At 73.5% G+C, this 15,648-nt stretch carries 9 protein-coding genes and 2 pseudogenes; 7 read left to right on the plus strand and 4 right to left on the minus strand.

Annotated features, from left to right (window positions below; translation table 11 throughout):
* Positions 1-9: 9 nt before the first annotated feature.
* Positions 10-837, minus strand: a complete 828-nt coding sequence (locus tag OG519_RS32675) for a hypothetical protein (protein WP_405591771.1) — start codon at positions 835-837, stop codon at positions 10-12.
* A 332-nt stretch (positions 838-1,169) separates the two neighbouring features.
* On the opposite strand from OG519_RS32675, the gene OG519_RS32680 reads away from it, so the two are divergent.
* The 5 genes from OG519_RS32680 to OG519_RS32700 all read left to right on the plus strand — a co-directional run bounded on the left by OG519_RS32680 (position 1,170) and on the right by OG519_RS32700 (position 6,320).
* Positions 1,170-2,438, plus strand: a complete 1,269-nt coding sequence (locus OG519_RS32680; protein ID WP_405591774.1) for a phosphodiester glycosidase family protein — start codon at positions 1,170-1,172, stop codon at positions 2,436-2,438.
* Positions 2,439-2,548: 110 nt separating this feature from the next.
* Positions 2,549-3,046 carry an RNA-binding S4 domain-containing protein gene (locus OG519_RS32685; protein ID WP_405591777.1) on the plus strand — a complete coding sequence of 166 codons (498 nt, stop codon included), beginning with the start codon at positions 2,549-2,551 and terminating at the stop codon, positions 3,044-3,046.
* A gap of 209 nt (positions 3,047-3,255) precedes the next feature.
* Positions 3,256-4,443, plus strand: a complete 1,188-nt coding sequence (locus tag OG519_RS32690; protein WP_405591780.1) for a thiolase family protein — start codon at positions 3,256-3,258, stop codon at positions 4,441-4,443.
* 249 nt (positions 4,444-4,692) lie between these two features.
* On the plus strand, positions 4,693-5,577 hold the full coding sequence (locus OG519_RS32695) for a metallophosphoesterase family protein (protein WP_405591783.1): 885 nt from the start codon (positions 4,693-4,695) through the stop codon (positions 5,575-5,577).
* Positions 5,574-6,320: a 4'-phosphopantetheinyl transferase gene (locus OG519_RS32700; protein WP_405591786.1), complete on the plus strand. Its 747-nt coding sequence runs from the start codon at positions 5,574-5,576 to the stop codon at positions 6,318-6,320. Before OG519_RS32695 ends, OG519_RS32700 begins: the two co-directional genes overlap by 4 nt.
* 43 nt (positions 6,321-6,363) lie before the next feature.
* Here OG519_RS32700 and OG519_RS32705 read toward each other — a convergent pair whose 3' ends face one another.
* The 3 genes and pseudogenes from OG519_RS32705 to OG519_RS32715 form a co-directional block, all read right to left on the minus strand.
* Entirely contained in the window at positions 6,364-7,416 is a 1,053-nt protein-coding gene (locus tag OG519_RS32705) for a LacI family DNA-binding transcriptional regulator (protein ID WP_405591788.1), read from the minus strand.
* 158 nt (positions 7,417-7,574) lie between these two features.
* Positions 7,575-9,254 (minus strand): discoidin domain-containing protein, encoded by a 1,680-nt coding sequence (locus tag OG519_RS32710; protein ID WP_405593161.1) that lies wholly within the window; start codon positions 9,252-9,254, stop codon positions 7,575-7,577.
* A gap of 957 nt (positions 9,255-10,211) precedes the next feature.
* Positions 10,212-10,751, minus strand: a pseudogene (locus tag OG519_RS32715) (discoidin domain-containing protein); the annotation flags it as partial.
* 454 nt (positions 10,752-11,205) lie between these two features.
* On the opposite strand from OG519_RS32715, the gene OG519_RS32720 reads away from it, so the two are divergent.
* Entirely contained in the window at positions 11,206-13,959 is a 2,754-nt protein-coding gene (locus tag OG519_RS32720) for a glycoside hydrolase family 3 C-terminal domain-containing protein (protein ID WP_405591791.1), read from the plus strand.
* Positions 13,960-14,258: 299 nt separating this feature from the next.
* A pseudogene (locus tag OG519_RS32725) lies at positions 14,259-15,536 on the plus strand (alpha-L-fucosidase).
* Positions 15,537-15,648 lie beyond the last annotated feature (112 nt).

Consider the following 15,648-nt stretch of genomic DNA (forward strand, 5'->3'; position numbering starts at 1 on the left):
GCCGCCACCCTACGCCGTGGCCAGTCCCCAGCCCAGGGCTCCGACGGCGGCGGCCACGTAGAGCCAGCCGGCGCCCAGCATCACCCGGTGGGCGGTCCGCTCCCGCCACGAGGTCCGCGCCAACAGCCAGGCGAGCGCCGGCAGCACCAGCACCGCGTGCAGGGTCACCGCGTGCAGCGGCTTGAGCGGCCCGGTCGAGTGGTACGCGGCCTCCTGGCCGCCGCCTCGGGTGTCGGCCACCCCGCGGGCGATCATCACCGCGCCCGAGGCGAGCCCGACCAGCAGCATCGCGAACCCGGCGCGCAGCGCCGGCCGCATCTCGGGCGGCCCGGCCGGGGTGTGCCGGAAGGCGGCCACCGCGAACCAGGTCAGCACCACCACGAGCAGCGCGCCGCCGGCCGCCAGCGACAGGGCGATCGCCGTGTCGGCCGGCGTCGTCATATTGAAGTGCGACGGCTCGTGCCGCCACGCCTGGACGGTGATCCCGGCGACCTCCAGCACACAGTCCGCCGCGAAGAGGACGAGCAGTACGGCGCGGGTCCGCCCGGCGATCTCGACGTACGACGTCACCCAGGCGATCGCGATCAGCGTCAGCCCGAACGACACGCCGAAGGTGAACGGCTTGCGCCACGAGACCGGCCCGTCCCAGGGGCCGCCGGCCACCAGGAAGACCAGCAGATGGAACAGGCCCGAGGCGACCAGCGCGCTCCCGGTCGCGTAACTGAGCCGCTCGGCGGGCCGGGCGGCGCGGGCGGCCCGGAAACCGGCGGCGACGACGCGGACGGCGGACCTCACGGGCCCGGCCGGGCTCAGCGGTGGCACGGGTACGACGGACATGGCGGTGGCTCCTCACGGTGCTGGGGACACCGGACGGTAGCGGCGGCGCGGCGGCCGGGGCGTCGTCGCGGGGGAGGCACCGGCGCTGCGCCCGGGGGAGCAGGGGCGGGCACCCAGACAGCCGGGCAGCCGGGCATCCAGGCAGCCGGGCAGCCTGGAAGGGCCGGACGGCCGGCGAAGGGCGGACCGGGCGGGCGCGTGCGGCGGCCGGGTGCTTCTTCGCGGAAGAGCGGTTAGCCGGATCGACCATGGGTCATAAAACCAGCAAATCGGACAATACGAAGACTCTCTGGGTCGCGCCCGGCGGCGGGGCGGTACGCGAAAGGAGCACCATGAGCCAGGGCGGTGTCGCGCAGCGGCCGGCGGAACCGGACCCGGACGGCGAGGAGCCGGCCGGCGGCCCCGCGCCCGCCCGGCGCCGCCGCAGAAGGCTGCTGCCGTGGAAGCACAAGAGAGACCTCACCCCGGCGCGGCGCCTGCGGCGCAAACGCGTCGTCCGCGGCGCGCTCGGCGTCTGTGTGATCTGCGCGGGAGCCCTCGGCTGGTCGATCGGCCAGGCCCTCACCTATCCCGGCAGGGACAGCACCGCGGCGCGCCTCGCCGAATGGGCCCGCGACCACGAACTCGGCTTTGTGGTCAACCAGTTGGAGGACTGGCAGTACCGGATGAACCCGCCGAAGGTGGGCGGGTCGCTGTCCCGGGAAGCACTCGCCCGGATGAAGGCCACCGGCCCCGCCGTCGGCCCCGCCCCCGCCCATGTGGCCGCCAAGCCCCTGGTCGCCATGCGTACGGCGATGCGATCGCTGGTCAGCCCGGCGCTCCCCGGCGAAGGCGTCTACCGCACCCTCGCCCGCGCCCACGGCGAGCCCATCGTGCAGGGCACCTACGTCCGCCCCGACTCCGCCCACACCTCCTACGAGGCCGCGATCGCCTGGATCAGCGGCAAATACTCCCGCTTCCAGCTCCACCCCGGCTTCCGCGAACCCGGCGGGACCTTCGACGTGCCGCCGACCATCCCCAAAGACCGACGCGCCGGCCTCGTCGCCACCTGGAACGGCGGCTTCCGGGTCACCGACGGCGGCTCCCGCGGCGGCTTCTACCTCGACGGCAAGACGGCGGGGGAACTGCGCGACGGCGCCGCGTCCGAGGTCTTCTACCGCGACGGCTCCCTGAAGATCGGTGTCTGGGGCCGCGACGTCCGGATGACCCCCGACGTGGTGGGCGTCCGGCAGTGCCTGGAGCTGATGGTCGACGGCGGCAGGGTCGTGCCCGACATCGGCGACGACTCCAAGTGGGGCGTCAGCGACCAGGGCGGCATGTTCGTCCCCCGATCCGGCGTCGGTGTCACCGCCCAGGGCGACATCATCATGGTGGTCGGCCAGGCACTCAACGCGCAGACCCTCGCCCACCTCATGCAGCGGGCCGGCGCGGTCCGCGCGATGCCGCTCGACATGAACAGGGCCTGGCCCTCCTTCATGTCCTACGACGGCAGCCACGACCCCGGCGACCCCAAGCCCACCAACCTGCTCGACTTCGAGGACCCGCCGGACCGCTACTACGTCCAGGCCACCCGGGACTTCGTGGCGGTCTACGGCCGCTGACCGCGCCCGGCCGGCGGCAGCGGCGAGCCGGGACGGCGGAAGAGCTCCCTGACGGGGCGCCGGCCGAAATGGCCCGGCGGCCGGGCGCCCGCACGTCGTAGGCTCGGGGCATGGCGGTACAGGAGACAGGACCGAATGCCGACCCGCGGGACACCGGGGCCGAGGCCGCGCCGCAGGAGCGGGAGCGGCCGCCGCGCGGCGCCGGCCAGGTGTTCGCGACCGGCGGCAGCGTACGCGTCGACAGCTGGATCTGGTGCGCACGGCTCACCAGGACCAGGTCACTGGCGGCCACCGCCTGCCGCGGCGGCCATGTGAAGATCAACGGTGAGCGGGTGAAGCCCGCCCAGGCGCTCCGGGTCGGCGACGAGGTCCGCCTCTTCCACGCCGGGCGGGAACGCGTCGTCATCGTCGCGAAGCTGCTGGGCAAGCGGGTGGGCGCCCCCGTCGCCGCCGAGTCGTACGTGGACAACAGCCCGCCGCCGCCTCCGCGTCAGGACGTGCTCGCCCTCGGCCTGCGCGACCGCGGCGCCGGCCGGCCCACCAAGCGGGACCGCCGCGAGCTGGAGCGGCTGCGGCTGCTCGGGCCCTCGCGGCGCGCGCCGGGCTGAGGCGGGCGGGCGGCGCACCTCGGGCGACCGGCGCACCGTACCCGCCGAAGGCCGCGCGGCGAGCGACGCGACGGTCTTCGGCGCCGGCGGACCGGTGGCCGGCGCCATGCCGCTCCGCGCCGTCCGGGCCTCTCGCCTTCGTAAACTGGCAGTGCTAGTTTGCGAAGGCGAGGCGTGCCCACAGTGACCAGCCCTTCGAGGAGCCAGCGATGCGCCCAGTCCACTTCGCCGCCGCCCGCCGCACCCCGATCGGCCGGCTCCGTGGAGCGCTCTCCCAGGTGCGGCCCGACGACCTCGCCGCGACCGCGCTGCGCGGCCTGCTCGACGGCGTGCCCGCGCTCGACCCGGCCCGTATCGACGACGTCTACTGGGGCGCCGCGAACCAGGCCGGGGAGGACAACCGCAACATCGCGCGGATGGTGGTGCTCCTCGCCGGCCTCCCGGACACCGTGCCAGGTGCCACCGTCAACCGGCTCTGCGCCTCCGGCATGGAGGCCGTCACCAGCGCCGCCCGCACGATCGCCGCGGGCGAGGCGGACATCGTGATCGCCGGCGGCTCCGAATCCATGAGCCGCGCGCCCTTCGTACTGCCCCGCCCCGACGAGGCTCTCCCGCGCGCCATCGAGACCCACGACACCCGGCTCGGCTGGCGGCTCACCAACCCCCGGATGCGCGAGCTGCACGGAGTGCTCTCGATGGGCGAGACCGCCGAGGAGGTCGCGGCACGGCACCGGATCAGCCGCGCCGACCAGGACGCCTTCGCCCTGCGCAGCCACCGCAACGCCGCCGCCGCCCGCGCGGACGGACTCTTCGCCGCCGAGATCGTGCCGGTCACCCGCCCCGACGGGATCAAGGTCACCGCCGACGAATCCATCCGCGAGGACACCACCGCGCAGCGCCTCGCCGCGCTCCGGCCCGTCTTCCGCGACGGCGGCACCGTCACGGCAGGCAACTCCTCACCCATGAACGACGGCGCGGCGGCCCTCCTCCTGGTCAGTGAGGAGGCCCTCGACGAACTCGGCCTGGAATCCCTCGGCCGCTACGCCGCGGGAGCGAGCGCCGGCGTCCACCCCGACGTCATGGGCACCGGACCCGTACCCGCCACCGAGCGCGTCCTGAGCCGGCTCGGCCGCACCATCGACTCCATCGAGGAGGCCGAGTTCAACGAGGCCTTCGCCGCCCAGGCGCTCGCCTCGGTACGCCTGCTCGGCATCGACCCCGACCTCGTCAACCCCACCGGCGGCGCCATCGCCCTCGGCCACCCCCTCGGCTGCTCCGGCGCCCGCATCCTCACCACCCTGCTGCACCGGATGACCCGCACCGCCGCCCACCGCGGCCTCGCCACCATGTGCGTCGGCGTCGGCCAGGGCAGCGCGGTCCTCATCGACCGCGACTAGCCAGGGACGGCGGATCCGCCCCCTCCGAACGCAATATCCGCCACGCGCACGGCGCGGACCACCGCGCGGGCGGCCCCCGGAGCACGCCGCTGTTGCCTGAACTCATCTTTACCGACCATTCGCCCAGGACGCTGATCGGCCGTCCCCTCGGCGGCCCGCCGCGGGCCGGGGAACCGGCGCCCGCCCCGCCGGGAAAGGGCTTGGCCGGGTCGGCCCGTTCTGGAAGAATCATCGGGTGCGGACACCGACATGCGGACGGACGGTACCGGGTTGACCGGCGCCGGCGGACCCCAACTGCTCGCGATCAGCGACCTGCACGTCGGATACGAGGCCAACCGCGCCATCGTCGAGGCGATGCGGCCCACCACCGACGAGGACTGGCTGCTCGTCGCCGGCGACGTCGGCGAACGCTTCGCGGACATCAACTGGGCATGGACCACGCTGAAGCGGCACTTCCGCACCGTCATCTGGCTCCCCGGCAACCACGAGCTGTGGACCCCGCCCGACGACCCGCTCACCCTGCGCGGCGAGCCCCGCTACCAGCACCTCGTGCGCACCGCCCGCGACCTCGGCGTCATCACCCCCGAGGACCCCTACCCGATCTGGGACGGCCCGCGCGGCCCCGTCGCGGTCTGCCCGCTGTTCCTGCTCTACGACTACACCTGGCGCGACGGCACCCCCGGCGCCACCACCAAGGAACAGGCGCTCGCCCACTCCCTCGACCTCGGCGTGATCTGCACCGACGAGAGGTTCCTGCACCCGGACCCGCTGCCCGGCCGCGACGACTGGTGCCGGGCCCGCGTCGCCCACACCGAACAGCGGCTGGCCGCCCTCGACCCGGACCTGCCGACCGTCCTCGCCAACCACTGGCCACTGCACCGCGAACCGACCGCCGTACTCCGCTACCCCTCCTTCGCCCTGTGGTGCGGCACCGAACTCACCGAGGACTGGCACCTCCGCTACCGGGCCACCGAAGTCGTCTACGGCCATCTGCACATCCCCCGCGTCATCTGGCGCGACGGCGTGCGCTTCACCGAGGTCTCGCTCGGCTACCCCCGGGAATGGGGCAGCCGGCCCGCGGGACCCGCGGGGCCCCGGACCATCCTGACCGGGCCGCGGGAGACCAGCCGGTGATCGAGGAACTGGTGCCCGCCCAGGTCGTCACCCGCACCGTCAAGGGCCACGCGCTGGACAACGCCCCGCTCCACCCCGAAGAGGCCGAAGCCGTCGCCAAGGCGGTCCCCAAACGCCGCGCCGAATACGCGGCCGGCCGTGCCTGCGCCCGCGCCGCCCTCGCCGTGCTCGGCGTACCGCCCGGGCCCATCCCGCGCGAGGCCCGACGCGGCGCCCCCGTCTGGCCCGCCGGATACGTCGGCAGCATCACCCACACCGACGGCTACCGGGCCGCCGCCGTCGCCCGGGCGACCGACATCCTCACCATCGGCATCGACGCGGAACCCCACGGCCCGCTGCCCCAAGGCGTCCTCGACGTCATCCTCGCCACCGGCGCCGAGAGCGACAGCCTCACCGCGCTCAGCGCACGCCACCCCGACATACGCTGGGACCGGCTGCTGTTCAGCGCCAAGGAGACCGTCTACAAGGCCTGGTACCCCTTCCACCGGCGCATGCTCGACTTCGGCGAGGCCGAACTCCTCTTCACCCGTGACCCGGAGCCGCCGGCCGGACGCGACGCCGGCGCGCCCGACAGCGGCACGCACCCGCACCCGCCGGCCCTGGCCCGCGGCACCTACACCGCGCGCCTGCTGATCCCCGGGCCGCTGCTCGCCGAGGGCGTCGGCCCCGACGTCTTCACCGGCCGCTGGATCGCCCGCGCCGACTACGTGGCCACCGCCATCGTCGTACCCAACGAGTCCTGACACCGGCCGCGGGCCCGCCGACCCGGGCCGTACACCCCGCCGTTCAGGCCGACGCGCGCCGAACCAGCGTCGTCTTGAAGATCACCGAACGCGTCCGCCGCTCCGCGTCGTCGATCAGCGCCACCAGCAGCCGGGCCATCTCCGCGGCCATGTCCTCCACCGGCTGCCGCACCGTCGTCAACAGCGGGCGCGACGCCAGGGCCGCGCTGCTGTCGTCGAAACCGACCACCGCGACATCCTCCGGCACCCGCCGCCCCTGGTCGCGCAACACCAGCAGCGCGCCCTGCGCCATCAGATCATTGGCGACGAACACCCCGTCGGTGTCCGGATGTTCGACCAGGAGCTGCCGCATCGCCTGCTCCCCGCCCTCCTGCGTGAAACCGCCCTCGACATACGGCACGAAGGCCTGCCCGTGCTCCGCCATCGCGGCGCGGAAACCGGCCAGCCGATCCTGGCCGGCCGGCGAGTCGTACGGACCCGCGATGGTGGTGATCCGGCGGCAGCCGCGCGACAGCAGCAACTCGGCGGCCTGCCGCGCGCCGGACTGCTGGGCCACATCCACGTAACTGATCGGGATGGGCGTCTGCGGGCGGGCGAAGAGCACCGTCGGCACCCCCGCCTCGGTCAGCAGAAACGGCAGCGAGTCACCGGGCGCTATCGACACCAGCGCCACACCGTCGATGTGCTCCTGCCGCAGATTGGCGATCAGCTCGTGCCGGGCGTCCTCGGAGTCGGCGAGCATCAGCACCGGGTGCACCCCCCGGGGGCGCAGCACGGTGAGCAGACCGCCCACCACCCGGCCGAAGAACGGATCGCTGAACACCTGCCGCATAAAAGGGTCGTCGGCCGCCTGGTGGTTCGGCACCGAGAAGACCAGGGCCACCGAGTCGGTGCGCCGGGTGACGAGCGTCCTGGCCGCCCGGTTGGGCACATAGCCGGTTTCGGCCACCGCCTGCTGAACGGCCCGCTGGATCTCGGGATCCACATTGCGGGTCCCGTTCACCACACGCGACACCGTGGCCCGGGACACCCCCGCGGACCGCGCGACGTCTTCCAGCGTGGGCTGGTGGGGGCGGGCAGGACGGCTGCTGGTCATGCCCCATGTATACCAGAGAGGAGAGCGCTCTCCGGGGCACGTCGCAGATGGGGCGGGGTGCGGCGACCCCCCACAGGCCCACCGCACCCCGCCCCATCCAGGCCCCCGCGCCACCCGCCCCCGCGGGGGACGCGAAGGACATCTCCCGGCGCCCCCGGCTACGCGTACACGCCGAACTCGTACAGCGAGTAGCCGTACGCCGTGCCGCGTTGGCCCAAGGACACCCGCACATACCGGCCGGACCCGCTGACGTCGAAGGTGTCCACGCCGCCCGTCCCGGTCGTCGTCGAGTAGACCGTCGTCCAGGTGCCGCCGTCATTGGAGACCTGCACCTGGTACGCCTTCCCGTAGGCCGACTCCCAGCCGAGCTGGATGTGCTTGACGGCGGTCACCTGGCCCAGATCCACCTGGATCCACTCCGCGTCGGCCCACTCGCTCGCCCACCGGGTTTCCCACCGGCCGTCGGTGGCGTTCGACGCGGGGAACGGCGCGCCGTCCCCCGTCGCCTGGTACGACGACGCCGTGGTCGGCCGGCCGAGCGCCGCGTTCGTGCCGCTCACCGTCGGCGCCACCACCCGGAACGACCGGGTCTCCACACCCACGTTGCCGTGCCCGTCGTAGGCGTACACGTACACCTTCCACACCCCGAGCGCCTTCGGCGCCGTGGCGGTGAACCGGCCGTCCCCGGTCTGGGTGAAGTCCACCTGGTGCAGCCCGGTCGCCCCGTCGACGTACTTGGAGGAGTACATCAACTGGTAGCGGATCGCGTCGCCGTCCGGATCGGTCGCCGCCGCCGTCACGCCGAAGGTGCCGCCGGCCGGTACCGAAGCGGTGTTGCTCAGCGACATCGAGCCGATCACCGGCGGGGTGTTCGCCTGCGGCGTACCGCCGTAGTCCTTCGCCACCGCGTAGTACGTCAGCCGCTTCCAGCCGCTGGGGATGACGTTGAACCAGATGCCGCCGAAGTCGTTCTCCTCACCGTAGTTGAAGAGGGTCGCGCCCAGCGCCACCCCGGTGTGCCCGCTGACGCAGCCCCAGGCGGAGAGGTAGCCGTCCCGCTTCTGGGTGTCGGTCGGCTCGGTCGGCACCCCGTTGGCGTCGTTCGGCACCTCCCACTCGCCGGCCTCACCCGACTCGGTCACGATGTACGGCTTGGTGTACCCCCCGTTGACCCAGTCCTGCTTGACGCCGCACACCGCCCCGTAGGAGTTGACCGCGTACAGGTCGAGCGACGGCGTGTACTGCTTGTAGTACGGCCAGGCGCCGGTCCACGCGTCCGTCGACGTCACCGGGTGGTTCGGGTCGATGGCGTGGATCGCCTGCGCCACCTGCTCCACGAACTTCGCGTAGGCGACGCGCTGTTGCTCGACCGCCGCGCCGGTGTAGTGGTCCTGGGTGGTGAGGATGACCTCGTTGCCCACGTCCCACATCAGCACACCGGGATGGTTCTTGTACGTGGTCACCCAGTTCTTGATGTCGTTCAGGGTGTTGTTCTTGTACGTGGTGTCGTTGACGTAGTCCGCGCCCTGGTTGAGCCAGAATCCGTTGATCACCTTCAGCCCGTAGGCGGCGGCCGCGTCCAGCAGCGGCTTGCTGCTCGCGTCGGTGCCCCAGGTGCGCAGCGTGTTGACGCCCATCGACTTCAGATCACGCATATGGGCGTCGGCCGTGCTGGTGGCCGGACCCCACGTCATGCCCTTCACCTGGTACGGCTTTCCGTCCACGGTGAGCTGCCAGTTGCCCTGCGACCCGGTCACATGGACATTGCTCGCCGCGGTCGGCACCGACGGGTCGGTGAGCGGCGCCGGAGCGGTACCGGTGGTCTGCGAGACGGTCACGTTGTCCAGGCTCAGCGTCCCCCCTGAGGAGGTGTCGGCGCCCGGCGAGGTGCACGCGCACACCGCGTTCGGGTACGAACCGCCGATCCGCAGGCTGAAGTCCAGATACAGCCCGTGGTGCACCGCCGCGTTCCAGGTGGACACGCCCACCTGCGACTCGCTGACCTGCCACACCTGCTTGCCGTCCAGATACCAGCGGATCTGCTCGTCCGAGGTGGTGCGGTCGATGATCTCGGAGTAGGTGTGGTAGGCGGACTGGCAGCCGGAGCAGGTGGCGAGACCGCTGGTCAGACCGTTGTACTCGGCGCAGTTGCCACCGGGCGCGGTACCGCAGTGCAGCGTCGCCGAGAGCTGGCCGCGGCCGTTGACGTCCTCCATGATGTCGCTCTCACCCACCGCGGGCCACGCTTCGGTGTTGCCCCGGTAGGCCGCGCCCATCGCGCGGAACGACGGCCAGTAGCCGAGTGCCTTGGCCGGATCGGGCTGCTTCAGCGTCGCCGAGATCTGCAACTGGCCGCCGGCCGGCGCGGCGAAGTCGCCGCGCCGGGTCTCGATCCGGCCCGACGTCCAGGACGAACCCGACTTCACCGCGGTCAGGTTGAGGTGGCCGCCGCCGTCCAGGCCCAGGTTCGCCGGGGAGTTGGTAGCGGTCTCCACCTCGCCGGTGCCCCAGTTCGCGGCGCCCCCGGGGTAGGCGGTGCCGGTGTCGATGATCCAGTCGCCGCTGGCGGGCGGCGCACCGGCCGCGCCGTTGAAGTCGTCGCTCCAGAGCGTGGTCCAGTTGCCGGGCGGCGGGGTGCCGGTGCCGCCGGTAGTGCCGCCGGTGGCGCCACTCGTCGTACCGGACGTCGTCCCCGCTGTCGTGCCGGTGGTGGTGCCGCTCGTCGTACCGGTCGTGGTGCCGCCCGAGGTGCCGGTGCCGGCCGTGCCGTAGACCTGGAACTCCCACAGCGAGTCGCCGTAGCCGTTGACCCGCTGCGTGCCGTACAGCCGGACATAGCGGCCGGAACCGCTGACGGTGAGGTTCTGCACCCCGCCGGCGCCGGTGGTCGTGGTGTAGACGGTGGTCCAGTTCGTCGCGTTGTCCGAGACCTGGATCTGGTACGCCGTCGCGTAGTTCTCCCAGTTCAGCACCACTCTGCTGAGCGTCGAGGAGGAGCCGAGATCGACCTGGAGCCACTGCGGATCGCTCCACGCGCTGGCCCAGCGGGTGGTGGTGCTGCCGTCGACGGCCGCCGAGGCCGGATAGCCCGCGCCTTCGGTGCTCGAAGCGGTCGCCGGCCTGCCCTGGGAGAGCAGGGTCTCCGCGGCGTGCGCGGACGGGGTGGGGACCGCCAGTGCGTACAGCGCCAGGCCCACCGCGAGCAGGCCGAGCAGGAGCACGCGCAACGGTGGCGGGAGGGAACCGGGGCGCCGGGCGGATGCTGAGGGTGAGGCTCTCATGCCGGTCTCCTGCGGTGCGAGGGTGGGGGGAGGGCGCGGCCCGGGTGACGGCATGAGGCATGGGAGAGCGCTCTCTCAGTCGCCCCGATGGTTGCTGCTGGATTTCCGGGGTGTCAAGGGATCGAACCGTAACGGGGTGAGTGAACGCCGCTTGGCCGCCGCTGATTTGGTGCGGAATCACAAATATGGGGTGGCTGGGGCGACGGAGGTTCCGCCTGGTGGTGGCTCGGGTGCCGCCGCAGGCCGGGGTGCGGGGGTGGTTGGCGGGGTGTCACCGGGGTCTGGCGGCGGCGGGGTTGACAGGTGGTGCCAGGGGAGCTGAAGGTACCTGAGTGGGAGAGCGCTCTCCCGTAGCGGGGGGTCGCAGCACCGCAGCAGTCGGCACCCCGGAGCCGCAACCGCGCGCAGACCGCCGGGCGCCCGCCCGCCGTCCTCCGATCACGCGGCCCCACGCAGCCGACGAGCCGTCGGAGCACGACGGCGCGTGCCGGGGCCCGAAGGGATGACCATGATCACCCCCGCGTCCCCGCCGCCCCGGGACTCCCCGCCGCAGCCCGGCGGGGCACCGGAGCCGCCCGCCGCGCGTGGCACGGCCGGCCCGACCGCCGTGACCGCCACGGCCGCTGAACCGGTGGCCGCCGAAACGACGGCCGCGCCGAACGCCGCGACATCCGGCCGCTCGGCGCCTACCGCGGTTCGCTCGGCGCCGACCGACGTCCACTCGGAGCCCACCGCGGTTCGCTCCGCGCCGACCGTCGCCGAACTGGACGAGCTGATCGCCGTCCTCGACCTGCCCGCCAAGATCAGGCTGCTCTCCGGCGCCGCCTCCTTCCGGCTGCACGCCGAACCGGCCATCGGACTGCGGGCCGTCGGCGTCTCGGACGGCCCGGCCGGCGTGCGCGGCGAACGCTGGGACGAGCGCGACACCTCACTCGCGCTGCCCTCCCCGACGGCGCTCGCGGCGAGTTGGGACGAGGAGCTGGTGACCCGGCTCGGCGCGCTGCTCGCCGCCGAAGCGCGCCGCAAGGACGTCGGCGTCCTGCTCGCCCCCACGCTCAACCTGCACCGCGCGCCGGGCGCCGGCCGGCACTTCGAGTGCTACTCGGAGGACCCGCTGCTCACCGCGCGGACGGCGGCGGCCTACATCAAGGGAGTGCAGGGCGGCGGCGTGGCCGCGACCGCCAAGCACTACGTCGCCAACGACTCGGAGACCGAACGCCTCACGCTGGACGCCCGGCTGGACCAGCGCACCCTGCGCGAGCTCTATCTGGCGCCCTTCGAGGCAGCGGTGCGGGCCGGGGTCTGGGCGGTGATGTCGGCCTACAACGGCGTCAACGGCGCCACCATGTCGGAGAACCCGCTGCTGGCGGAACCCCTCAAGGGGGAGTGGGAGTTCGACGGGGTGGTGGTCTCCGACTGGGGCGCCGTCCGCTCCACCGAGGCGGCCGCGCTGGCCCCGCAGGACCTGGCGATGCCGGGGCCCGAACCGCGCTGGGGCGAGCCCCTGCTGGCCGCCGTGCGCGAGGGCCGGGTGCCGGAGAAGACGATCGACGACAAGGTCCGGCGGATTCTGCGGCTCGCCGCGCGGGTGGGCGCCCTCGAGACGCTGCCGGCGCCGCCCGCCCCGCCCGGCCCCGCCGACCCCCGGGGGCTGCTGCGCCGGGCGGTCGCGGCGGGGTGCGTACTGCTGCGCAACGAGGGGAACCTGCTTCCGCTGACGTCCGACGCGGGCCCGGCTCCCCGCCGGATCGCGGTCATCGGTCCCAACGCCGCCGCCGCCCGCTTCCAAGGCGGCGGCAGCGCCTCGGTCTTCCCCGAAGCGGTCGTCTCCCCGCTGGCCGGTATCCGGGAAGCGCTCTCCACCACCGCTACGGAGGTGGTCTACGCCGAGGGCGCCGTCCTCACCACCCGGCCCACCCCCGTGCACACCGGGAACGCCCGGGACCCGCGCACCGGCGACCCCGGTGTGCTGGTCCGCTACCTCGCCGCCGACGGCACCGAGATCCACGCGGAACACCGGCTCAGCGGGCGCGTCCTGGAGTCGGGAGACGCGCCGGAACTCGCGGTCACCGCCGCCGCCGTCGAGGTGAGCGCGCTGGTCACCACCGACCGGGCCGGGCAGTGGCGGTTCTCGGTGATCGGCCTCGGCCCGATCTCGCTGACCGCCGACGGGCGGTCGCTGCTCGACACCTATGTCACCCCGGAGTCCCAGGACCCCACCTATCTGCACGTCACCCCGCCCTTCCGCACCGCCGGCCACCAGGCCGCCGCCGGGGAGGAGTTGCTGCTGACCGCCACCCGCCGCTGGGAGGCCGGGCTCGGCCAGGCCGTGGCGCTGGCCGCCGATCCGCCGCGCCGCGACGAGGAGGCGCTGATCGCCGAGGCCGCCGAGGTCGCCAGGGGCGCGGACACCGCCGTCGTCGTGGTCGGCACCACCGACGAGATCGAGAGCGAGGGCTTCGACCGCGCGTCGCTCGCCCTTCCCGGCCGGCAGGACGAACTCGTCGCCGCCGTGGTGGCCGCCAACCCCCGTACGGTGGTGATCGTCAACTCGGGCGGCCCGGTCGAACTGCCCTGGCGGCACAGCGCACCGGCGGTACTGCTCTGCTGGTTCCCCGGCCAGGAGGCGGGCCACGGCCTCGCCGACGTGCTGTTCGGACACGCCGAACCGGGCGGCCGGCTGCCGACCACCTGGGGAGCGCTCTCCGGGGCGCCGCTGCCGTCCACCACCCCGGTCGACGGTGTGCTCCGCTACGAGGAGGGCCCGTACATCGGCCATCGCGCCTGGCGCCGAGCCGGCGCCGAGCCCGCCTACTGGTTCGGCCACGGCCTCGGCTACACCACCTGGGCCTACGAGCGGCTGGAGATCGCTCTCCCGACCCCTGCGGACCCTGGCCTCGCCCCGGCCGCTGATCCCGCCCCGGCCGCCGGCCCGGACACCGTCCCCGCCGCACTGGCCCGCGTCACGGTCCGCAACACCGGCACCCGCCCCGGCCGCGAGGTCGTCCAGCTCTATCTGACCACCGGCCCCGATCCGTACGACGACGGCGGCCCCCGGCTGGCCGGATACGCCGCCGTCACCGCCGGGCCCGGCGAAGAGGTGGTCGCCGAGATCCCGATCGCCGCGCGATCCCTCCAGCACTGGTCCCCGCGCCACGGACGCTGGCAGCCGCGCCCCGGCCCGTACGCCGCGCAGGCCGGCCCGTCCGCCCATCGGCAACCGCTCTCCCACCCCCTCACGCCCGCCCCTCCCACCGCCTGACCACCCCTGACCACCCCTGACCACCCCTGACCACCCCTGATCAACCACCCCTGACCACCTCCTGACCACCCTCCTGACGCCGCGCCACCTTGACCGCCGGCGTCCGCACCCCGAGACCGGGCGTCCTCCGTGTCCTGACCACGGAGGACGCCCGCCCGGCATTGATCACCGGCCCGGGCGGAGATTAGGGTCCGAGTACCCCGGCGCGACCCCCGGCGAGTCGGTTCCGATGCGTCGGCGCCGCTGAAACCGGCGCCGACGGAACTGCTCCCGTGAAACGTCTCCGTGAGGACGCGGCCATGCCCATGCGACCCTGGTTCCCCGACGCCAAGCTCGGCATCTTCCTGCACTACGGGATCTACGCGGTGGACGGGGTCGCGGAGTCCTGGTCGTTCTACGACGGCCGGCTCACCCGGGAGCAGTACATGAAGCAGCTCGCCGGATTCACCGCCGCCGCGTACGACCCGGCGCGGTGGGCGAAGCTGTTCGCCCGGGCCGGCGCCCGCTACGCGGTGCTCACCGCCCGCCACCACGACGGCGTCGCGCTCTGGGACACGGCGCAGCCCGGCCTCTCGGTGGTCCGCGACACCCCGGCGGGACGCGACCTGATCGCCGGTTACGCCGACGCCCTGCGTGCGGAGGGGCTGAAGGTCGGCCTCTACTACTCGCACTCCGACTGGTCCCACCCCGACTACGCGAGCGTCCGCCACCCGCACCCCGACACCGCTCCGGTCCCCGTCAACGACAATCCCCTCAGCGCCCCCGCCCCGGGCGCCGAGGACCCCGCCGCCTAGCGCCGCTACCTCGCCTACCGCGATGCCCAGGTCAACGAGCTGACCACCCGTTACCGCCCCGACCTGCTGTGGTTCGACGGCGAATGGGAACGCGCCGAGGAGCAGTGGGGGATCGACGCACTCGCCGACCAAATCCTCGCCGTCAACCCCGACACCGTGCTCAACGCCCGCATGCTGAGCCACGGCGACTACGCCACGCCGGAACAGGGCGTGCCGCTCCAGGCCCCCGACGGTCCCTGGGAGCTCTGCCTGACCGTCAACGAGTCCTGGGGCTACCAGGGCCACGACCACAGCCACAAATCCGCCGGCCAACTGGTCCGCTACCTCACCGAGACCATCGGCGCGGGCGGCAATCTGCTGCTCGCCGTCGGCCCCCGCGCGGACGGCACGATCACTGGGGAGCAGACCGTGCGGCTGGAATGCCTCGGCGCGTGGATCGCCCGGCACGCCCCCGCGGTGTACGGCACGGTCGCGGGCCTGCCGGCCGGCCACCACTACGGTCCGAGCACCCTGTCCGCCGATCGCCGCACCCTCTATCTCACCTGCTTCGACGCGCCGCGCGAGACGGTCTCGGTACGCGGCCTGCGCAACGCGGTCCGGCGCGTCACGGTGCTCGGCACCGGCACGGCGCTCGGCCACCGCGTCACCGGCGGCCTGCACGAGGTGCCCGGCGTGCTCTGGATCGACGCGCCCACCCCCGCGGAGAACGACCCGTACGCCACCGTGCTCGCGGTCGAACTCGACGGCGAACTCGACCTGTACCGGGGGCCGGGCCGGGGATGATCCCCCGCCTGCGGCACCGGAGACGCCCGCGACGCGCGTATCGCCTCGGTGATGTGCCGTGACGTGCCGTGAGCTCCGATCTGGCACCATGGCCGTATACGGGAGGGGGAGC

Origin of the sequence: Streptomyces sp. NBC_01190, assembly GCF_045039895.1 — a bacterium.
GTDB lineage: Bacteria > Actinomycetota > Actinomycetes > Streptomycetales > Streptomycetaceae > Actinacidiphila.

Excerpts from the sequence above, each read along its gene's own strand:
- OG519_RS32720 (WP_405591791.1), top strand. The coding sequence starts at position 11,206 with ATGATCACCCCCGCGTCCCCGCCGCCCCGGGACTCCCCGCCGCAGCCC.
- OG519_RS32690 (WP_405591780.1), top strand. The coding sequence starts at position 3,256 with ATGCGCCCAGTCCACTTCGCCGCCGCCCGCCGCACCCCGATCGGCCGG.
- OG519_RS32695 (WP_405591783.1), top strand. The coding sequence starts at position 4,693 with ATGCGGACGGACGGTACCGGGTTGACCGGCGCCGGCGGACCCCAACTG.
- OG519_RS32685 (WP_405591777.1), top strand. The coding sequence starts at position 2,549 with ATGGCGGTACAGGAGACAGGACCGAATGCCGACCCGCGGGACACCGGG.
- OG519_RS32675 (WP_405591771.1), bottom strand. The coding sequence starts at position 837 with ATGTCCGTCGTACCCGTGCCACCGCTGAGCCCGGCCGGGCCCGTGAGG.
- OG519_RS32680 (WP_405591774.1), top strand. The coding sequence starts at position 1,170 with ATGAGCCAGGGCGGTGTCGCGCAGCGGCCGGCGGAACCGGACCCGGAC.
- OG519_RS32705 (WP_405591788.1), bottom strand. The coding sequence starts at position 7,416 with ATGACCAGCAGCCGTCCTGCCCGCCCCCACCAGCCCACGCTGGAAGAC.